The sequence below is a fragment of the Treponema denticola ATCC 35405 genome (genome assembly GCF_000008185.1).
Lineage (GTDB): Bacteria > Spirochaetota > Spirochaetia > Treponematales > Treponemataceae > Treponema_B > Treponema_B denticola.
Window position 1 is genome coordinate 1,865,230 of the sequence record NC_002967.9, and the last position, 19,338, is coordinate 1,884,567.

The 19,338-nt window shown below is 33.7% G+C and carries 22 protein-coding genes; 2 read left to right on the forward strand and 20 right to left on the reverse strand.

Going from position 1 to position 19,338, the window contains the following annotated elements:
- Nucleotides 1–32: 32 nt before the first annotated feature.
- The 19 genes from TDE_RS08755 to TDE_RS08845 form a co-directional block, all read right to left on the reverse strand.
- The gene (locus tag TDE_RS08755; protein ID WP_002683251.1) at nucleotides 33–782 is read right to left on the reverse strand and encodes an SIMPL domain-containing protein; all 750 of its coding nucleotides are present in this window, start codon (nucleotides 780–782) and stop codon (nucleotides 33–35) included.
- Nucleotides 783–1,137: 355 nt separating this feature from the next.
- The gene (locus TDE_RS08760) at nucleotides 1,138–1,575 is read right to left on the reverse strand and encodes a hypothetical protein (protein WP_002679539.1); all 438 of its coding nucleotides are present in this window, start codon (nucleotides 1,573–1,575) and stop codon (nucleotides 1,138–1,140) included.
- Between the two features lie 187 nt (nucleotides 1,576–1,762).
- Nucleotides 1,763–3,178 (reverse strand): hypothetical protein, encoded by a 1,416-nt coding sequence (locus TDE_RS08765; RefSeq protein ID WP_002679540.1) that lies wholly within the window; start codon nucleotides 3,176–3,178, stop codon nucleotides 1,763–1,765.
- A gap of 196 nt (nucleotides 3,179–3,374) precedes the next feature.
- Complete coding sequence (locus TDE_RS08770; RefSeq protein WP_002679541.1) at nucleotides 3,375–4,304, reverse strand: hypothetical protein; 930 nt, start codon at nucleotides 4,302–4,304, stop codon at nucleotides 3,375–3,377.
- Nucleotides 4,305–4,402: 98 nt separating this feature from the next.
- Complete coding sequence (locus TDE_RS08775) at nucleotides 4,403–4,807, reverse strand: type II toxin-antitoxin system HicB family antitoxin (protein ID WP_002669522.1); 405 nt, start codon at nucleotides 4,805–4,807, stop codon at nucleotides 4,403–4,405.
- 21 nt (nucleotides 4,808–4,828) lie between these two features.
- Nucleotides 4,829–5,011 (reverse strand): type II toxin-antitoxin system HicA family toxin, encoded by a 183-nt coding sequence (locus tag TDE_RS08780; RefSeq protein WP_002669524.1) that lies wholly within the window; start codon nucleotides 5,009–5,011, stop codon nucleotides 4,829–4,831.
- Nucleotides 5,012–5,251: 240 nt separating this feature from the next.
- On the reverse strand, nucleotides 5,252–6,082 hold the full coding sequence (locus TDE_RS08785) for a hypothetical protein (RefSeq protein ID WP_002679542.1): 831 nt from the start codon (nucleotides 6,080–6,082) through the stop codon (nucleotides 5,252–5,254).
- 102 nt (nucleotides 6,083–6,184) lie between these two features.
- On the reverse strand, nucleotides 6,185–6,442 hold the full coding sequence (locus TDE_RS08790; protein ID WP_010692225.1) for a hypothetical protein: 258 nt from the start codon (nucleotides 6,440–6,442) through the stop codon (nucleotides 6,185–6,187).
- Nucleotides 6,432–6,722, reverse strand: coding sequence for a hypothetical protein (locus tag TDE_RS08795; protein WP_010692226.1), 291 nt, complete (start codon nucleotides 6,720–6,722; stop codon nucleotides 6,432–6,434). The genes TDE_RS08790 and TDE_RS08795 overlap by 11 nt, the downstream gene beginning before the upstream one ends.
- A gap of 337 nt (nucleotides 6,723–7,059) precedes the next feature.
- Entirely contained in the window at nucleotides 7,060–7,866 is an 807-nt protein-coding gene (locus TDE_RS08800) for a hypothetical protein (RefSeq protein WP_002681206.1), read from the reverse strand.
- A 191-nt stretch (nucleotides 7,867–8,057) separates the two neighbouring features.
- Complete coding sequence (locus tag TDE_RS08805; RefSeq protein ID WP_002679544.1) at nucleotides 8,058–9,338, reverse strand: integron integrase; 1,281 nt, start codon at nucleotides 9,336–9,338, stop codon at nucleotides 8,058–8,060.
- A 323-nt stretch (nucleotides 9,339–9,661) separates the two neighbouring features.
- On the reverse strand, nucleotides 9,662–10,030 hold the full coding sequence (locus tag TDE_RS08810; protein ID WP_002669605.1) for a hypothetical protein: 369 nt from the start codon (nucleotides 10,028–10,030) through the stop codon (nucleotides 9,662–9,664).
- Complete coding sequence (locus tag TDE_RS08815) at nucleotides 10,030–10,287, reverse strand: hypothetical protein (protein WP_002669606.1); 258 nt, start codon at nucleotides 10,285–10,287, stop codon at nucleotides 10,030–10,032. The genes TDE_RS08810 and TDE_RS08815 overlap by 1 nt, the downstream gene beginning before the upstream one ends.
- 470 nt (nucleotides 10,288–10,757) lie before the next feature.
- Nucleotides 10,758–12,215 (reverse strand): hypothetical protein, encoded by a 1,458-nt coding sequence (locus TDE_RS08820; protein WP_002679545.1) that lies wholly within the window; start codon nucleotides 12,213–12,215, stop codon nucleotides 10,758–10,760.
- Between the two features lies 1 nt (nucleotide 12,216).
- Nucleotides 12,217–12,984 carry an outer membrane lipoprotein-sorting protein gene (locus TDE_RS08825; protein ID WP_002679546.1) on the reverse strand — a complete coding sequence of 256 codons (768 nt, stop codon included), beginning with the start codon at nucleotides 12,982–12,984 and terminating at the stop codon, nucleotides 12,217–12,219.
- A gap of 103 nt (nucleotides 12,985–13,087) precedes the next feature.
- Complete coding sequence (locus tag TDE_RS08830; protein WP_002669609.1) at nucleotides 13,088–14,422, reverse strand: ABC transporter permease; 1,335 nt, start codon at nucleotides 14,420–14,422, stop codon at nucleotides 13,088–13,090.
- Nucleotides 14,423–14,437: 15 nt separating this feature from the next.
- Entirely contained in the window at nucleotides 14,438–15,958 is a 1,521-nt protein-coding gene (locus TDE_RS08835) for an ABC transporter permease (RefSeq protein WP_002679548.1), read from the reverse strand.
- Nucleotides 15,959–15,974: 16 nt separating this feature from the next.
- A complete protein-coding gene (locus TDE_RS08840) occupies nucleotides 15,975–16,727 on the reverse strand; it encodes an ABC transporter ATP-binding protein (RefSeq protein WP_002669611.1) in 753 nt (250 codons plus the stop codon).
- Nucleotides 16,728–17,252: 525 nt separating this feature from the next.
- On the reverse strand, nucleotides 17,253–17,576 hold the full coding sequence (locus TDE_RS08845) for a nucleotidyltransferase family protein (RefSeq protein WP_002669612.1): 324 nt from the start codon (nucleotides 17,574–17,576) through the stop codon (nucleotides 17,253–17,255).
- 180 nt (nucleotides 17,577–17,756) lie between these two features.
- Between TDE_RS08845 and nrdD the strand changes: the two genes are divergently transcribed.
- Nucleotides 17,757–18,044: an anaerobic ribonucleoside-triphosphate reductase gene (gene nrdD, locus TDE_RS08850; protein WP_002675070.1), complete on the forward strand. Its 288-nt coding sequence runs from the start codon at nucleotides 17,757–17,759 to the stop codon at nucleotides 18,042–18,044.
- Nucleotides 18,044–18,787 carry an anaerobic ribonucleoside-triphosphate reductase activating protein gene (locus tag TDE_RS08855; protein WP_002669614.1) on the forward strand — a complete coding sequence of 248 codons (744 nt, stop codon included), beginning with the start codon at nucleotides 18,044–18,046 and terminating at the stop codon, nucleotides 18,785–18,787. Before nrdD ends, TDE_RS08855 begins: the two co-directional genes overlap by 1 nt.
- A 2-nt stretch (nucleotides 18,788–18,789) precedes the next feature.
- On the opposite strand, the gene TDE_RS08860 is transcribed toward TDE_RS08855, so the two are convergent.
- On the reverse strand, nucleotides 18,790–19,311 hold the full coding sequence (locus TDE_RS08860) for a DUF2147 domain-containing protein (RefSeq protein WP_002669617.1): 522 nt from the start codon (nucleotides 19,309–19,311) through the stop codon (nucleotides 18,790–18,792).
- Between the last annotated feature and the right edge of the window lie 27 nt (nucleotides 19,312–19,338).

Genomic DNA, 19,338 nt, shown 5'->3' on the forward strand with positions numbered 1-19,338 from the left:
GTCAGGTTGAAGCGGGTGTTAGATGCTCATTCCTATTGTATTCCAAATTGTAATTTCATTGTTATTGTTGCGGTCTTTTGTTTTGATGTAGTATTAAAAGTTCCCTCCCAAGAATAATCTTCATTTGAATTTCTAGCTATTATTTGAAATACACCCATATTTGCATTCTTCAATCGTCCTAGTTTAAATCCTGATTTACTCGCTATTGTTTCTGCTCTAGTTTTTGCATTTTCAGTTGCATATTCAATTAATTCTTTTTTCAATTCAGTCAGTTTCGTATAATAATATTGTGGTTTAGATGAATAGAATTCAACCCCCATATTGATTAACTCTGTAATTTCTCGTGAAATAGTTTCTATTTTCTCTACTTCGTTTGATTCAATCTTTATATCTTGCATTAAGCGATATCCCTTAAAAAGACGTTTTTGGTTTTTATCCATGTCATATATTGTTTCATATTCCTTATCAATTACTACTGCTGAAAATAAATATTCATTTGTTGACACATTTCGCTTTTTTAGAAAGTCTATTATTTTATTTTGATCAAGCTGCAATCGCTCATACGCATTTTTTAAATCAATATCAGTCTGTGAAAATGAACCAGACCATACAATCAAATCAGATTCAAAATCTTTTGTTCCCAAACCTGTTACTTGGATTACTTCACTCTCTTTATTTCTTTCCAAAAATGTCTTTGATAAAACAATTAATGATATAATAATTGTAAATAGAATCATAGAAAGTTTTATAATTTCAATCTTAGATTCATTTCTTATTTCCATACCATACCTCTTATTTATAAAAAAATATTCGCACCGCGAAAGCGGTGTCCATCTAACATTCGCTTGACCTGCATTTGCGGCTTGTCCGCAATGTCAGGTTGAAGCGGGTGTTAGACTTTCTATATACATATTCTTAAAACTCTTATGAAAGTCTTTTAAATTTTATAATGACTCTTCAATCGCACAATTCATTACATAAATTTGATAATCTTAATTTAGTATTTGCAAGAAATACACTAGCTTTTGCAGATACTTCACTCGTTTTAATATCTTCTGCTAAAAAAACTAATAGTATTTTAATCAATACTATTAGATATTTTATAATTACCTTTAAATTCATAGTGTTTTTCTAGCATCATATAATATTTTTAAAATCAATTTGAAAAGTTTCTCTATAAATAGTTTTATTTCCTATTTTTATTTTTTCATTGATTTTTACTAATGCGCGATTTAAGCAAGTTTGATTAGGTCGATCATTGATGAAGTTCTTGAGATTTTCAGTAAAAGAAATTTTATCATCATAATATGAATAGATTCTATTACAAAAAATAATTTCGTGTGTCTCAATATAATTCAACAATTCATATATTGGAAATATATTATATTTAATATCATCGAGACCATAAAAAGATCTACTGCCTGTGACAATAAAAAAAACTATTTTATCATTCGCTGCTATACTAATATTTGTTTTTACTGATAAATATTTTCTAAAATCGACATCAGAAAACAATTTTTCAATTTTTGATAGTTGTTTAGTTGCGGTTTCCAAAGCATCATAATTGGTTTTCATTTCATAAATATTGGAACCATAAAGTGAATTCTTACATTCTGCTACAAAAACAATATCATCTGACTTTGCTATAAAATCAATATCTCCATCAGTCTTAGCAAAATTAAATTTAATTGATTTATTATGCTGGAAGTTTTTTTTGCAAAAACTATTGACAGTTTATTTTCCAGTATTTCTTCATCCAATTTTATTTGCTCATGATTTTTAAAGCATAAATTTCTAAGAATATTACTGCTTTCCAAATTGTTAGCACCAAATAAAATAAAAGTTCTCCCCATAAGAATAGGTGTCGTTTGGATATCAAATTTATTTTTTTATCCCAAGTAAGTTCATTTATAAGTTTGTTGATAATTTCAGTATCTTTATAAATTTTATTTAACATATTTATAAACAAATCATAACTATATACTGGTACTATTGACTCATATTGTAAAAAACAATCATTGTTATGTTTATTTAATGCATAATTTATTGCATATGCACAAAATTCTATGATTCGTTTAAATTTGATTACATCAAAAACACCTATACCATTCTTTAATTTCATGTCTTTTATGTTATTATCGTCTATATGAAATTCTGTTAGCAACTCAGATAAGAATGCAAATTCTTCTCTAAATAAATTATCAGAATCAAATATTTTTATATTTTCATTAAAGAGTAAAAATATCACTATTCGTCGAGTTGGTAGTTCTTCGATCTTCCAATATTCAGTTGAAGAGATATTTTTTTCAAATAATTCATAAATAGATATATTATCTTTTCTAGAAAGCAATTCTTTTATAATTGCGTTATAATGGTGACTTGGTGTAACAAAATAAGTTAAAACTTTTGCTTTTTCTATTTTTTCTTTAGAAATCATATAACATATTTTATCATTTCTTTGTTCAAAATTATAACCATAAGTTTCAACTTCATATTCAAATTTTTGTATTTTGTTTACTACTATAATTTTTTGTAGTAGTTTTTTACAATCAGATATAATATTTTTATGTGAATTAATATCCAACGGTCCAAAATCTTCATCAGATACATTGAATTCTTTCGTATATCTGTCCACTAATGTTGAAATTGCTTCGGAAACAGGATCGACACCATATATAGGGTCACTTATAAGGTTAGAATAACTTGGTTTGCCAATTTTTACTTCCAGTAAATCAAATTCTAATATTGCATATAAAGTTTTTATAAAGCGTTTTTTATATTTTTTTATTACATTATCAGCAAATTTTAATATATTTCTACATTCTGGCGCAACATAATGTAAAGCCAGCATACTTCTCAAATAATTTACATTTTCTATTTTCAATTGCTCGTGTGTTTTCGATAGAATGTTTTCAATAATATAGCTTATTTTTTTCGTATTAAATTCCTTTGTTCCAATACGAAAGAAACCTTTGCGTTTCATGGAAGAAAAATAATAAGTCTGATCTTTTGATAATAAATAATATGAAAGCTTTAACACTTCCTGCAATTTACCACTATCAAAATGTAATATTATCTGATCTATGATAATTTCTTTGTCTTTTTTTGATAATATCTTTTCTACATCCGTATTGATATCAATACTTAACTTTAACTCTTTATGTTTTTTTTCTTCCATATCATTACCTCAAAATAAATATAGCCACATAATAAAATTTAGCATAAATATGATATTCGTAATATATTCACATTAATTAATCATGTAAGTAAAAAAATATTCTTTTTCTGGTGATTATCAAACTAAGTCTAACATTCGCTTGACCTGCATTTGCGGCTTGTCCGCAATGTCAGGTTGAAGCGGGTGTTAGAAGTGATTATTTTTTATTTATAAAACAAAACAATGAATTGAAAAGCAAATAATTATATATTCTATATCTTTCAGAATAAAACATATTGATCTTTGAAAAATTCATTGATGTACTCATCAAATATAATTTTTTTTCTTTTTCATCATAAAGATATGCATTAAAGGTTGCTGAATTACTTTCCGGGTCACTGCCGAAAGCAATAATATATTTATCGGCTCCACAATTCCATAAAATTCCTTCACGATCCAACTCTATTGACTGCCAATTATTTGGATGTCTGTTTTTATAATATCTTTGGTTCATCGCAACATCCAAATCTTCTCTCTTTACTCCATTTTTCTCATAGAAATTAATTGTTATTGAGTTTGTACCACCGCCGTAAATCAGAAAAAATTTATCTTTGGAAGTCTTTTCTTTTTGAGTAAAAGAAATTTGATTCCAATCATTATCAAAGAGCAGCATACCGAGTTTATTATTAAACACACCTGCTTCTCTAAAATTGAATAAATTTATATTCTCATCAAATTCCTTATCATCATAATTATATCTCCATACTTCTTTTTCTGATGTCTTTTCTTTTTCTAATTTTGAATCAATTTTCTTTACTATTGCTTTTGAAAATGATGAGTCAATTTTATTGGATTTTATATATTGTTTTAATTGCTGTTGTATCTTGGCATTTCGTGTATTTCTAAAAAAACTTTCAAGTAGTAGACTATTTATAGTTTCTTTTCCAATATTATTTCGATATATTTTATCGAAAGTTAAATCATCTACTACACGTTTGCCGGCATCCCATTGTGAAAGGTAATTCTTCATACTAAAATAACTCTGCATTTCTTCAGTTGACGGAATATAAAAAAAATATTTATTCTCTTCAGAAAACAGGCAATTAACTGAAAAAAATAAAACAATCACCAATACTACTTTTCTCATTCTTTTCTCCTCGCACCGTTAGGTGTCGTTCTAACATTCGCTTAACCTGCATTTGCGGCTCGTCCGCAATGTCAGGTTGAAGCGGGTGTTAGACGCTTTTACATAACACCTACATATTTTTCTACTATCGTGTTCTGTAATAATTGTGAAAAATTTACATTATTTTTTTCTGCAAGCGTATTCACCCATTTTGGAAGCGTTATATTCTTTCTTACACATTTGCTTGAATATTTTTCACTATACGAATCCATATCTAAAATAAGCATATTTATAAAACTTTTATTATCAGGTAGTTTTATTTTTGTAGGTTCACTTGCTTTTGGAACAGCATTTCCTTCCTCGATTTCTGTTAATATCCACCCTGATGCCGCATCTATTCCCATCTCTATCGCTTCTATAAGAGAAAATCCTCCGGAAACACAGCCTTGCAAATCGGGAAATTCTATACTATAACTATTATCTTCTTCACAATATGTTATTATTGCCGGATATGCTAATTTCATTTTATATTCCTCCATATATCCTTATTTCAATCCTGCCTGCTTTAGAATTGCTTTCACGGTTCCTATCGGTATATCTCCTTTATGATTTGGGACCGTAACTTTTCCGGATTTTACAGTATGTTTATATTGATTATGAGAACCTTTTGCTGTTACAAAATACCAACCATCCGCCTTTAGTATTTTTTCTATTTCTTTTGCTGTCATTTTATATCCAATCATATTATACGCATTATGCGTATAATTATCAAGCTGTTATTACAATAAAATACGGCATTTTTAGTAAAAATAAGCAATTAATTTGAGTTTTAAGCTTTAGTTTACAAAGACCATATCCTGTTTTTCAAAGTTACAGTTCATCGTGCCGAAGGCATCCGTCTAACTTCCGCTTAACCTGCATTGCCGCAAAGGCAATGTCAGGTTGAAGCGGGTGTTAGGCAATTTTATCTAAAATTTTATTTCTTCGAAATTATTTTCGCTGATTACAATTGTACCATCTGGTAACATAAACACAACTTCATCCCAATATTTTTTTGTACCTTTATGTTCTTTTTCAACATATACAAAATAAATAATCCATTTTTCATTTACCTCATCAAGAGGATGTAATTCATATGTGGAAAAAAACAAATCCCGTTTACATAATTCTTTTATATAATAATCGGCAACTTCTTTTAAGTTTTCTTTTTCAATATGTTTTTTTAATTCTTTTTCAGTAAAGCTGCTTTGTATATCAATAAGCTCTTGCCCAATTTTCCATCTGCAATGCGTTTCATCCAATATTTTACTTGAAGAAAGTCCCTGAATAAATTTTAAGTTTTTTCTTGAATAATTTACCTGATACAAGTGAATATCCTGATTCTTTACTTTTACCGTTTTTTCTAAGTAAAGCGGAAATTCAGTTTCCATAATAAAAAAAGAGTTTATCAAAAGCTTCAAATCAGATTCAAAATCATACATCGCCATAGTTCCAAATTGTCCTAGGGTCTTCCCATTTGTACGAAAAGAAATACTTTTATCATCATATATGATAGTAACCTCATATGGGAGCAGACACTTACCCCAATCTCTGCTTTTTACAACACTCAAATTATTAAGAAACTCTTTTTTTTGATTCTCATCTAATTTTACGGTAATTTTTGTTTTAATATTTTCAATAATTATTTCTTGAACTGTTTTTATTTTGTTTAATACAAGATAATCTATTTTATCCTGAGCATAAGCTGAATAAATTAGAGTAGTTACAAAAGTAATTACAAAACATACTTTGTTTTTCATTTTCTCTCCTGCGCCGAAGGCGTCAACCTAACATCCGCTTGACCTGCATTTGCGGCTTGTCCGCAATGTCAGGTTGAAGCGGGTGTTAGACGAATTGAATTTTTATCCCTCTACAAGTCTTCCTGTTAAATATTTATGTAAAACACTTCCTGCAAAAATTTCATATTCCATACCTTCTTCAAAAGCTTTGGCTTTTAGATTATTTATATCTTGCTTGGCAAGTATTACATCTATCTTTTCTTTTTTCATAAGCATAGTTTTAGCAGCTTTTTTTAAATCATTGCGAAGATCATAAAAATTTTTTACCGCTTTCCATTCATCATTTTCTATAGATTCATACAGCTCTTTTTCAGTATTCATTTTCTTCTCCTTTAAAATCAAGATATTTTGCCGTATATTTTCTACTTGGAAAAATAGTTTTCAAAAAACAAACATCATTTTCAAGTACGCAAGGAACTACATATACATATCTATCAATTTCTATAAGAAGCAAAATTTGATTTGGATATTTTTCTTTATTTGGATGTTCTAAAATATCCAACAAACTATCTTGTTCAATTGCTATAATAATCCGCTCAAACGATATATTTCTATCTCTTTTAAGCATTATATTCTTTTCATTATTCCAATCGAATGTCATACTATAAATAGTATATCACTTTTCCAGTTTTTTAACAATAAATCCTAATATTATAAACACCACAACCATCTGAAGAACTTTTATTTTGTTAATTTCCTTAATAAGTTTTAAAATTATTAGATAAAAATTTATTTTTTTTCTCATTCTCAAATAGCCATTATAATAAAAGACACTCTTGCTCAGAGTAACCTAACCCATTAATTGGGGCTTTAAACTTTAATTTATAAAAATATATCCTATTTTTCAAAGTTACAGTTTATCGTGCCGTAAGGCATCCGTCTAACATTCGCTTAACCTGCATTTGCGGCTTGTCCGCAATGTCAGGTTGAAGCGGGTGTTAGGTGTTTTCCTTTACATAATTCAAATAAAAATTTATAAAATCATCTTTATTATAAGTTTCAGTTTTATTCATAAACATTATATTAATAAATTCTAACTTTGCATTTCCTAGAATATATGTTTTTGTTTCAATGTGTTTATTATAATTTTTAATAAGCATATTCTTTTTTATTTTTTCAGCAAATGAATTTACACATCTACTTTTATCTCTTGTTAATTTTGATAAAATTTTGTATTTTAGTAATCCATCTCGACTAAAAAAAGGTACGACTAGACTATCTAAATATTCTAATAATGTAAGATTAGCAAATTCATTATTCAGATTTAAGATTTTTGAATAGAGATTTTTCCTAATTCTAATTTCATAAGCATATAACCACGTAAATTCCATTATATAATCATATAAAAGTAGCGGATCTTTTTCTATTACAAAAAGAAAATACTCTTCCAGTAGTTTTTTACATTTTATTCTATGAATATTTAAAGTATCACAGATTATAATCAATGCTTCTCTTCGTCTAGTATATGAAGAATCAAATAGCATTTTTTCACAAAATTTATAAATACAATCATTTTCATATTTTTTTAATATTAATTCTCGATATTTATGTGAATGAGTTACTGAATCACAAATAAATGAACAAGGACTTTTCCATTCATGAATAGCATCATTTTCATAACATTTTTCGAAGAAAAGATTTATATCTTTAATTTGTAACAAGTCCTTGCATACCTCTTCCAAATATTCATCTGTAAGATAATATGTATATTCTTTTACTTTTTGTATTAATTCATTCTCTTCCAATATTTTATCCTATTTTTACCCTTATACACCTAACTTCCCTTCGACCCTTCCTCACTATAGCATAAAAACCAATAATTTGCAATCTAAACTGCTGCAAAACAAAAAAACACACCTTTCTACCATAAATACAAATCGGATAAATGAACCGCTGGCAGATTAGGCCTATCCTCACTAAACGGAGAAAAGAAAGATCACATCCTGTCGATAGGGCTTTGAATGCCTAGTCCGCCGCGGTTTAGGACATGGGTGTAAACCATAGTAGTTTTAACATCGCTGTGGCCGAGAAGCTCTTGGATGGTGCGGATATCGTAGCCGGCTTCAAGCAGGTGCGTTGCAAATGAGTGGCGGAAAGTGTGACAGCCGATTGGTTTAGGGATACCTGACCTTAAAACAGCTTCATGCAGAGTACGCTGAATAACCGAAGGATCGATATGGTGGCGCCCTTGCTCGCCGGTTTCTTTGTTACGCCATCGGCGTGCTTGAGGAAACACCCACTGCCATGCCCAAGCCTTACTGGCATTGGGATATTTTTTTGCAAGAGCAAACGGAAGCGGCACCGAACCGAAACCTTCCTTGCAGTCTGCCTCATGTATAAGGCGGACTTTTTCCATATGTTTTTGAAGCGGAAATTTAAGAGAAACAGGAAGTACGGTTTTACGGTCTTTCGCACCCTTTCCGCAGTGTACCGTAATTTCGTTTTTCCCAAAATCAATATCCTGAATCCTTAACCGCAAGGCTTCCATAAGCCGCATTCCGGTTCCGTAAAGCAAACGGATAAGAAGCCCGTAATCGTTTTCAGGCAAAAGAGAGAATATCTTTGCAGTTTCCTCACGGGTCATTATGGCAGGCAGCTTTTTAGGCTTTTTAGCACGGACTATATTTTCAGGAGTCTTTATAGTTAAGCCTAATATGTTTTTATATAGAAACAAAAGAGCCGCAAGAGCCTGATTTTGGCTTGAAGCGGCAGCCTTTTCCTTCACTGCAAGACGGCTCACAAAGGCATTTATTTCCGTATCGGAAAGAGTTTTAAGATTTTTATTCTTATTTTCACGAATAAAGCGGCTTATCCAATAGCTGTAAGCCTCCATTGTACGCTTACTGTAATGTTTGGCAGTAATAACTTCTTCCAACTTATTTAAAATACTCTGAATATCGGTTGCAGTATGATTATTCCTTTCTCCAATAATTTCTGTAGTCAAAGGCTCAACATCATGAGGCTTTCTATCAGTAAGTCCAGAATCTTTAAGGGTAAAGCCGGAATCCCCTCTGCATAGCCCTTCATTATAAAGATTGTTTAATAAAGTATCGCAAGAATTACGGTCGGCAGGAATAATCCAGAAATATCCAGCCGGAATCCAGGCTCTGTTCGGTACTTTTTTTATTGCCTGCAGAATTTTGGAAAAATCTTCTCCCTCAGCTTTAAAACGCACCGATAAACGCTCTTTTTCATAAGGCCTAATTTCAATAAACATAAAAACCTCCTTAAAAAAGCACAACACACATTTTTATAACATAGTTTACCCATGGCCTATTATGATGATTCATACTCCCATCCTAATAAACCGAGATAAAAATTTATGCACGGCTATTCAATTCCAATATTTTAAACAGCACAAAGCATAAAAAAAATTGTAAGAAAGTGCCGACTTCATGCAGCCGAAACATACTATAAGCGGCAGTTTTCTTATGTATAAGTTAATTATTGCATATTTTTATAGAATATGCAAGTATTTAAGATTTTTTGGGTATTAGAGGAAGAGAAATATTTCTAACTTGCTGTATAAAATTTTACTGACTATTTTTCAATTGAAGAAAGAGTGATTTTATTATAAGCATTTTTTTTATCATTTGGATGAGGTTCCAATCCTATAATTGTAATATCACCTCTATTCGGACCATATACCCAAAATATTCTTCCTGCTGCAGGTTTATTATTTTCTAAATAAGATTCCCATACTTTTATTTTATAACGCCTTGTTAATGATTCTATCTCGTGAGATTGTAAGCCCGGATAATGAGGATCATTTGAAAGTTTTTTAAAACAATTAATCAGTTTTTTAAATAATTCTTTTTCGGCTTTGCTCAATGTGTTTGAATTGTATTTTTTTTCTAAATTTTCCCAAATTTGTTTCATTTCAGGTATTCCCATACGAATTTTGAACATCAATGAACATCTCCGTAAACAGAAATATCTATAGGATCTGAAACATCCCCAAAATTAAAATTTTCCATACTTTTATCCATCATACTTAATGTGTTAGAAGAAACAGTAAAAGGCTTTGTTAATTCTCTAGGCTCAAGTACAATTGTTCCATCAGCAAATTCTTTAACATTAAAATATTCGAATAAAGCATTCCTTAAAGTAATTCTTTTTTTTGAGTCAATTCTTGCATCATATGATTTTACCGGTATTGCCTGCATATCATACCTCCAATAAAAGTGGGATTTCCCACCGATATTTTAGCACACATAATCAAAAAAAACAAGCCAGAACCACGGACATCCGTGGCCGAACCAAGCCGGCAATAGGCGAGTCGAGGACGCGAAGCGAATAAAAATAAACCAGTAAAACCAAGCCGTAAATAGAGGGTACAGATACTCGATCAAAAATATACATCCTTATATATTTTTGATCTTCGAGTTTGTGACAAGCACAAACTCTTTAAGCTGAAACCACCCGCCATCCGTGGCGGGCGCAGGCGTGCTTTGTGCACGTCGAGGACTGTTTTTTGTTAAGCAACGCAAGAACCACAGCCATCCACGGCCGAGCCAATCCGGCAAGAGGCGAGCCGAGGACGCGAAGCGAATAAAAATTAACCGCAGGCGTATCTTTGATACGCTGAGGATTAATTTTTATGAAGCGACAAAGTCATCGGCCGCATATTGCCGGATTAGAAGGTGCCGCCGCCTAGGCGAAACGAAAGACTATACCTCACCTCACCCTTCGTCTTTGAATTGGGACTTAAGGGATAGCTAAAAGAAGGCCCTGTACTCATACTGGCAAATTTATATATTCTCCAGTTAAGGGTAAGCTTTGAAAAACCTTCAAGTTCCGATATAGCAAATTGCTGAAAAAAGTTTAGGCTCAACTTATCGGTACCAAGTTTGTTTTGGCTTATATTAAGAGCTATATAGTGTTGGCCTATATTTCCCATAGCAAAAATATCACCTGAGGCAAGGACTGAAGGATGAGTGTAATTCTTATTTTTTATGTGCACAGCAGCCTTTGAAAGAATATCTTGAGGTACATCTGTATTTGAGTACCCGAAGCCGTTATAAAAATATTGTAAAACTATACCGGTATTGGTGTCGGCATTTGAATAAGAACCGCCTAGTGTTGCCTGAAAAAAGGGCTTGTTTTTTTCGGTATAGGGACTCATATCGGCCTTATAATAGGTATAATCGCTTCCCCAAGCAAAAACGCCCTCGCCGAAGACGGCAACCTTTCCTGCAATACTGCCCGAAACGGTGGTAATAAGACGAGGAGCTTTTTCGTATTTGTACCAGCCTCCAAATCCCAATTCCCAGTTACCGACAACAAACTCGCCCTTTGCGGCTCCTGCCGTGTATTTGGGATCATAGCCGTCTCTCTGTTCCGGAGGCAACAGGTAGAGCCAGATATTGTGCTGGGTTTTGGGAATTATTATATGGGTTCTTAAAGAAATCCCCCCTTCCCTATCGGCCGTAGGATCTTGAGGATCGATTCTTGAAATATTTATAACATCGGCAGGACTATAAAAGTAACCGGTTCCCCATTTTACCGCATGTTTCCCAAAACGGAAAAAAGCAATATCCTTAGCGGAAAAATCCGTGTAAAGCTCTTGAATTTTAATATTTGGGACTCCGCTTACTTCTACAAAAGCAGGTAATTTTAAACCGTTTGGAGGAACAATCGACTTAGGCACAAAAGCAGCCCCTTGTCCGGATAAACTCTTCTCGAAAGGGAAGCCGAAAAGGAATTTTCCATAAAGCTTTAAGTCTTCATTGGGGCGTGCATCAAAAAAAAGGCTTCCGTTTAAGGTTGTGTTAAAGGAACCCTTTCCGTCTTTAAAAGATTTCAGGTAATCATCCTTCTTTGAATAGGGATCTACCCAAGCATAATTTATTCCCATTGAAGAACTTAAACTTCCGCCTATTCTCAATTTTTTTGACTCAAGGCTAAGGCTTGCCTTTTCAAGATCTGCCTTAAACTTTAAATTACTCTTACTGTCAGAACGGGCTTCTTCGGCAGATATAAGGGTATCTTCATCTCCGCCGAAAAGATCATTTTCCAAATCGGAAGAGTTTTCTTGTGCAAACACAAAAAAGGGAATAAATAAAACAAAAATAAAAATCGCAATTTTTTTCATATTAGTTTATCTTCTCCAAATAAGCCTTGGTAAAAACTACATCATCAATTTTTGCAGTGCTGAAGTCTTGAAATATCTGCGTTGTTTTTTCTCCCTTGATAAGCTCATTTATATATATTTGATGTACGGGAAGCGGCATACCTTCAACATTTGCGTATTTTGGTATAAGAGTAGTTCTCATGTGTTTTCCGCTCGCACCGTAACTTTCTATTTTTAAAAGGAGGTGTTCGTCTTTTCGTACAAAGAATTTTTCTTGAGCATAAGCAGCATCCTTTTCCAAAGCCTTAGCAGTTACCGCATAAACCTCATATTTACCCAGCTTTGCTTCTTCAATTTTAAGAATTTCCCAAGCTTGCCTAAATTGCGACTTTTTATTTACATCGGATAATTTTGTATCGCTGTTTGCCAAATTCCTTTTAAGGGAAGAATGAGTAAACTGATGGGCAATAGGATCATAGAACCAAAGGTTCTCCTTTTCCTGTAAATAACCGTTTCCCTTATCGGCTTCGGGAGCCAGCTGAATAAGAGTTGTTTGGTCCTTAGTGTCGCGTCTAAAGAGTTTAAACTGAACGACTTCCTTAGGCTGATTAGGCTTTTCGACAATCAGTGTAAGAGTGCTTGTAAAATCTTTTTTAAAATTTCCCGTGTCGAAAACTTTATCCATAATCTTATACATTTCCTCCATTGAGGGAATCTCGGCAAATACCGCAATGCTTACAAGAAAAGCAATGAGTATAATCAATAATTTTTTGTTAATAAAATATTTCATACATTCTCCTATAACACGATATTTTGTGCAAAGCACAAAACTCGAAAGATAAACAGTAAGGCTGAATTTCTGCCGAACTGTTTATCGAATCTCCTATAAAAACTTATTTTCCCGACCTTAAGGCTTCGGCAGGAATCATATTAGCGGCTCTCGAAGCCGAGCCCCTTACAGTAAGCAGGGTTAAACCCAACATTATCACAAACTTTAAAAAAACTAAAAGAGCGGATAAGTTCCACGCAAAGTATCCGTTTTTGGTAAAGACCGAAAAAGGTGAATCTACAGCTATCGGAATAAACGAGATAACCTGCATTACAAGAACAGCAAGTACAAAACCGCATACGGCTCCGAATAAGGATAAAAATGAAGCTTCTGCAAGAAAAAGACGCCTTATATGTTTTCTCATAACACCGCAAGAGCGCATGGTTCCGACTTCCCCCCTTCTTTCATACACAATAATTTTAAAGGTATTTGAAATACCTATCATCGTAATAACCAAAAGCACAATCAAAATACCGAAACTTATACCGTTTAAGGTATTCATAAAGGTAATAACCTGCGGAGCAAAATCGTAAAAAGTAGCTATGCCGAATTTGGTTCCCTGCCACTTTCCTTCTTCAAGTTGCTTAAATACATTGCTTGCAGGCTGTGAAGGGCTTATAGTTCGGGCAAGATCCCTGCTTGTAATGGGATGAGTTTCTGCGATTTTTCTTTCAAGCTGTTGCGCATAAATTTCCTGCATATCGGGATTTTTTAAAAAAAGCGAATATACTTCTATACTGTCTTTTTCCAATTCCGTAATTTTTTGCAAATAATCAAAATTGATGTAATTTGTGATTCCGCCGAATGAAGAGCGATTTACTGCAATACCTTCTACTTGAAGTTCAATAACCGTAAGCTGACCTTGTGATGTCCTAGTTTCAAGTAAAACTATATCGTGCAAGTCTACATTTAAGGTTGCGGCTACCGATTCGGAAAGAAGAATTGCATTTTCTTTTTTCATGGCTTCCCAGCTTCCTTCCTTAAAAAGAATACTGTCATGTAAAATTTTTTCTTCATCGAATTTGCAGCCGTCAATTTGAGAGGTAACTTCTTTTCCTTCAAATATCAGCTTACCTGATGCACGACTTCTTTTTATGATGTACGTAGTTTCTATTCCTAATTCTTTTACGGTCTTTTCTATAAACTCAACATCGTTTTTGTCCATATAAATTTGAGCAGGATCATCCGCCGACTTATCGGGAGCCTTTTTTGAACCTATTATATAGACATGGCCTCCTACGATTTTTGAAATTTCTCCGGCCATACTGTTTACGGCACCGGAAGTCATGCCGTCCATAAAGATAACGACAAAGAAAGCAAAGGCTATCGCAAAAACCAAAAGAATACTTCGCCTTTTTTGTCTGTTTAAATTTCTAAATGCTATTTTTAATATATTCATAATCCATTTCCTTATTTAACGGTTAATTGCTTCAAGAGGACTTATCTTTAAAGCAAGCCTTACCGGATACCAGTTTGCTGCAAGACCTGCTAAAAGCATTGCAGCCATTGTCCAAACGGCAGAACCGATCGAAATACTTACCCTAATCTGTTTTCCGCCGAACATAGCTGCAAGTATATCTCCGACCCTGATGTCAAAAGCATTCACAACGGCTGCAGCGATAAGAGCAAGTACCAAGCCGATAAGAACACCTACGCAAGACATAAAAAAAGATTCCGCAAAAAATATCTTTCTTACAAAACCTTTTTTAGCTCCTATGGCCCTCATCGTTCCTATCTCGGAGCTTCTTTGCATAACGGCGACAACCAGTGTATTCATTATAACGATTAAAACTACTACGGAAAGAATAGCCAGCATTGTAATAAAAAGAATTCTTGTTCCTTCTATTGCACTGTAATACATTGCCATTCCGCGTTCCCAATTCACAGCTCGAGCGCTTATTCCTTCTTCCTTAAACCAATCATTTAAGGTTTTTATTACGCTTTGAGTCTTTGAAGAATCTTTAAGCTTTATTACGATATGATGCCAAGCTTCATTGTCGGCTAAGTTAAGCCGATCGCGCAGTTCGGTACTTCCCAAAAGATTTTCATAATCAATCTTTGAATTTGAATTCTGTACGGTATCTATAATATCTGCGCCTGAATCATCTGCAAAAAGTTCATCTTCCGATTTTTCTGAAAGGCTTAAATCGACGGAATCGGGAATGGCTGCTGCGACTCTTGCTCCCATTGTCATATCGGCAAGTATTCGGGTTGTATCTACATCAAAGTAGGCTATACCGTCTATTGCCGTATCGGGATGAGCATAATCGAAAAAGCCCGTTATGATAACTTTTTGCTGTCTTGCCTTTCCTGCAAAGGCCGTTACCAAAATCTCGTCTCCCAAGTTTAAGGGTCTGTCATAATATTTTTCAAACTTTTCTTTTAAATCACGCGGAATCAGAGCAAACTTACCGTTTGATGTTTTAGGATATTCTCCTTCATAAATATTAATCGTATCAAAAAGATTTTTATAACTTTCAGGTTCAATTCCTAGAATCTGTGCATAAGGAAGAAAAGACCGGTTTTTGTCTTCGGCCTCCCATGAATCGGGTAAATCAAGAGCCTTGAGCATACCGCTTGCAAAAACGGAGGGAGTAAGACCTTTTACATCAGGAAGGCTTTCAACCTTGGACTTAACTTTTTCAAAAGGAACCAGATAGGGCATCTTCGGTGTATCCATGCTGACACTGACTGTCTGAAAAACACCCAAGAGTTGTACCATTACAGTGTCTTTTTCAGGCTTGCCCGTAATTAAAACATCTCCCGAAAAATCGCTTATACAAACCTCTTGAGTTTGCTGCAATGAAAAATTTAGAATACCGAAACCAAGTATAACCAAAAAAGTTCCTATTCCTATAAGCGATAAGGTAATAATCATCTTTGCTTTACTCGCAAAAAGATTTTTTACCGCCATTTTAAAAATTGTCTTATTCATAATAATTTTCCTAAGTTTAAGCTGAAGCCTTTACATCTTCGAGGATTTGACCGTCCAAAATTTTAATGCGGTGGTTGGTCATATCTACTATCTTTGCATCATGCGTCGAAAAGATAAAGGTTGTTTTAAGTTCCCTGTTTACCTCTTTCATAAGCTCCAAAATTTGAATACCGGTCTTTGAGTCAAGGTTTGCAGTGGGCTCATCGGCTAAAACTATTTGCGGTTTAGTAGCCAAGGCTCTTGCGATGGCAACCCTCTGCCTTTGACCTCCTGAAAGCTCGTTAGACTTATGGTTCTTCCATTCGCTCAAACCGACCTTATCTATTAAATAGTTAATCCACTCTTTTTGATTTGCTTTACTCTCTTTTGCCTTTCCAAATAAAAGAGGAAATTCTATATTTTCGTACACATTTAAAACCGGAACAAGGTTAAAAGATTGAAAAATAAAGCCCAAATACTCGTGGCGGAGTACGGTCATTTTTTTATCCAGTTTGTTGGGAACTTTAACCTTTTTGTTCTGCTTTTTTAAAAGAGAAGCAAAATCCGATTCCTTATAAATACTCTCATTGTTTATGATGAGCTCCCCACCCGAGGGCGTATCTATTAAACCTATCATATTAAGAATGGTCGATTTGCCGGAACCCGAAGGCCCTGAAATTGAAACGAATTCGCCTTGCTCAATGGCGAAATCGATGCCTTTTACGGCTTCAACTAAAACCTTTCCCAACGGATAGGTCTTCTTTAAGTTTTTAACCTGTACAATATTCATACAAAACCTCCAAAAAAAGTTGTACATATTATAGGTAATCTGTAAAAACCTTGTTAGATTTTTACAGATGCCTTATCAGCAAAGCTGATGGCGAGTTTTTCATAAGTCATTGATACATAAATACTTATGAAAAACATCGCAAATAAATCTAAGGAAAACATCGAAAAGCTGAAGTTTTTCGATGTTCATAATATCATAAAAAATTAAAACAAGCATTTACTATAGCTTACATTTTAACTTTCCGCCTTACATTTCTGTAAGTTTACATATTTTTTACCCGTTTTACCAGTGACAAAAGTCATATTCGGAGCGGTAAATAGTCACTCACTTAATTTAACCGCAAATGGTATAACGAGTTATCTAGCTAGATAGTCTACATAAATTCTAATTTTTTGTCAATAAGGTTTAAGATACTCATATAAATTTTTTTGAATTTAGCAAATTAATTAGTTCCGGTATAGATTTGGAAGCAATTTCTCATTTGAATATGTCAACATATCGTATATATAGCTTTTATCTCTTTCATTAAGCTGCATATAGTATTTCCTTTGTTTTTAAAATATTCTCCCTACGATATGGATTACGCAATCCTTCCGGTTCAACAATATCAACAGGACGTTGTGTAATTTTTTCAAAATACTCTTGAATATCAATTATATCGTATAAAGAAATAGTTTCCGAATTATAAAATTCGATAAGTAAATCTATATCACTATCAGTGTCAAAGTCATCACGAATAGAAGAACCGAAAACCGATATTTCTTTAATGGAATATTTAGCCGCAATAATTTTTATATCTTTTTCCGAAATGTTTATTCCGTTTTTTCTAAGTTTTTCAAAAGCAGACATACTTCCTCCCATCACATCTAAAATATACCACACATTTTTATATACATCAAGAGAAAAAAATTGCAAAAATTCTATTTTTTTTAACTTTTTACTTGACAAACACTATATATAGTGTTAGAATAGCCGATATAAGGAATAGAACGCTAAATAACGGTTTATTCCGAAAGCTGGGAGGAAAAAATGAGAGACATTGAAAAAGTCAATGCAGAAATTGAAGAGGTAAAAAAAGAACTTGAAAATGTTCATGGTACGGGAACTGAGGTTTATGCCAGAATTGTAGGCTATTACCGATCGGTCCGTAACTGGAACAAAGGAAAACGAGAAGAATATAACCACAGGCTTATGTTCTCTTCCGAAAACGAAAGGATTGGAAAAACTCTGTCCGACTGTGATTGCCCGCCCATCAGCGGCTCCTTAAATTTTTCAAATTCGGAAAACCTTTCAGAAAAAAAAGAACAAATAGCCTAATGCTTGCAGGTTTACAAAAAACCACATTAGTTAATTTTCCCCGCCGCGTCGCAGCGGCGGTTTTTTTGCCCGGCTGCAATATACGATGCCCCTACTGCCACAATGCAGAGCTCGCCCTAGCCTCGCCTTCTTCCTTTACTGCAAATCAGGAAAGCTCCAATGACTATTATGAGCTTAGCGAAATCTATACATTTTTAGAAAGAAGGAAAAACCTTATTTCAGGCCTTGTAATATCAGGGGGGGAACCCTTTATGTCTCCTGCCTTGTTCGAGCTCATTGAAAGAGCCAAGTCCTTAAACCTTGCAGTTAAAATAGACACAAACGGCCTTTTTCCGGAACGCATAGAAGAGGTTTTAAGATCTTCCAATCTTCAACCTGATATGATAGCCATAGATGTAAAGACTTCGCCTGAAAGGTACGGGGAACTTTTAGCCTCAAAAACCGATTCAGCCGCAAAAAAAGCAAAAACCGCACTCTTAAAAACCCTCGATATTCTAAAATCAAATACCGAAAAAACGGAAGTAGAATACAGAACTGTTTTGGCTCCGCCCCTCGTATCTGAAGACGAAATAAAAAAAATAGCCTCCCTCCTGCCTAAAAACGCAAGATGGAGGCTAGCCCAATTTGTACCGGGAACTTGTTTAAACCCTGAGTGGAACTCGGTAGAGCCCTATCCTCTCTCTCAAGCTCAGGCCCTTACAGCCATTGCAAAAAGCCTTATCCCCGATACGGAATTACGTTGATACTAATTCTTAACTACATTGTTTTTGATCAATTCATCGGTTTCTGCCTTGTCGGTTCTAAGCCAATACTGACTGCGTCCTATGCCGAGACCGATTTCTCCGCGCATTTCAAGGGTATCGGTTTTAAATTTTTTACCGTCAGCCTTGTGAAATTTTATTTTGCAATAGTAATACTTGCCGTCACCCGGATCAATGATATAACCCTTATGCCATGAACCGGTTTCTTTTTTTACAAGACCGTAAATAAAAGGCGTGCCTACAAGCGGCATTTCATTTACCTTTCCGGCTTTCGGAAAATCTTTATAGGATTCTTTACAGGAAGACGCAAGCTCCTTAGGATCATGACCTACTGTAACAAGCATTTCTCCAAACAATTTTCCGTCTTTTTCATAAATGTTCCAGACGCCGGTAACCTCATTGGTTTTTTCGTCCACGCTTTTCCATAAACCGGTAGCCGGATCTTCGGAAAAGCCCATAGCCAAAATACACATAAAAAATAAAGTAATCAAAATTATTTTTTTCATATTTTACCTCCAAATATATTCAATTTT

Coding starts and splice junctions, on each gene's coding strand:
- TDE_RS08755 (WP_002683251.1), bottom strand. CDS start 782: ATGGAAATAAGAAATGAATCTAAGATTGAAATTATAAAACTTTCTATG.
- TDE_RS08760 (WP_002679539.1), bottom strand. CDS start 1,575: ATGAAAACCAATTATGATGCTTTGGAAACCGCAACTAAACAACTATCA.
- TDE_RS08765 (WP_002679540.1), bottom strand. CDS start 3,178: ATGGAAGAAAAAAAACATAAAGAGTTAAAGTTAAGTATTGATATCAAT.
- TDE_RS08770 (WP_002679541.1), bottom strand. CDS start 4,304: ATGAGAAAAGTAGTATTGGTGATTGTTTTATTTTTTTCAGTTAATTGC.
- TDE_RS08775 (WP_002669522.1), bottom strand. CDS start 4,807: ATGAAATTAGCATATCCGGCAATAATAACATATTGTGAAGAAGATAAT.
- TDE_RS08780 (WP_002669524.1), bottom strand. CDS start 5,011: ATGACAGCAAAAGAAATAGAAAAAATACTAAAGGCGGATGGTTGGTAT.
- TDE_RS08785 (WP_002679542.1), bottom strand. CDS start 6,082: ATGAAAAACAAAGTATGTTTTGTAATTACTTTTGTAACTACTCTAATT.
- TDE_RS08790 (WP_010692225.1), bottom strand. CDS start 6,442: ATGAATACTGAAAAAGAGCTGTATGAATCTATAGAAAATGATGAATGG.
- TDE_RS08795 (WP_010692226.1), bottom strand. CDS start 6,722: ATGACATTCGATTGGAATAATGAAAAGAATATAATGCTTAAAAGAGAT.
- TDE_RS08805 (WP_002679544.1), bottom strand. CDS start 9,338: ATGTTTATTGAAATTAGGCCTTATGAAAAAGAGCGTTTATCGGTGCGT.
- TDE_RS08810 (WP_002669605.1), bottom strand. CDS start 10,030: ATGTTCAAAATTCGTATGGGAATACCTGAAATGAAACAAATTTGGGAA.
- TDE_RS08815 (WP_002669606.1), bottom strand. CDS start 10,287: ATGCAGGCAATACCGGTAAAATCATATGATGCAAGAATTGACTCAAAA.
- TDE_RS08820 (WP_002679545.1), bottom strand. CDS start 12,215: ATGAAAAAAATTGCGATTTTTATTTTTGTTTTATTTATTCCCTTTTTT.
- TDE_RS08825 (WP_002679546.1), bottom strand. CDS start 12,984: ATGAAATATTTTATTAACAAAAAATTATTGATTATACTCATTGCTTTT.
- TDE_RS08830 (WP_002669609.1), bottom strand. CDS start 14,422: ATGAATATATTAAAAATAGCATTTAGAAATTTAAACAGACAAAAAAGG.
- TDE_RS08835 (WP_002679548.1), bottom strand. CDS start 15,958: ATGAATAAGACAATTTTTAAAATGGCGGTAAAAAATCTTTTTGCGAGT.
- TDE_RS08840 (WP_002669611.1), bottom strand. CDS start 16,727: ATGAATATTGTACAGGTTAAAAACTTAAAGAAGACCTATCCGTTGGGA.
- TDE_RS08845 (WP_002669612.1), bottom strand. CDS start 17,576: ATGTCTGCTTTTGAAAAACTTAGAAAAAACGGAATAAACATTTCGGAA.
- nrdD (WP_002675070.1), top strand. CDS start 17,757: ATGAGAGACATTGAAAAAGTCAATGCAGAAATTGAAGAGGTAAAAAAA.
- TDE_RS08855 (WP_002669614.1), top strand. CDS start 18,044: ATGCTTGCAGGTTTACAAAAAACCACATTAGTTAATTTTCCCCGCCGC.
- TDE_RS08860 (WP_002669617.1), bottom strand. CDS start 19,311: ATGAAAAAAATAATTTTGATTACTTTATTTTTTATGTGTATTTTGGCT.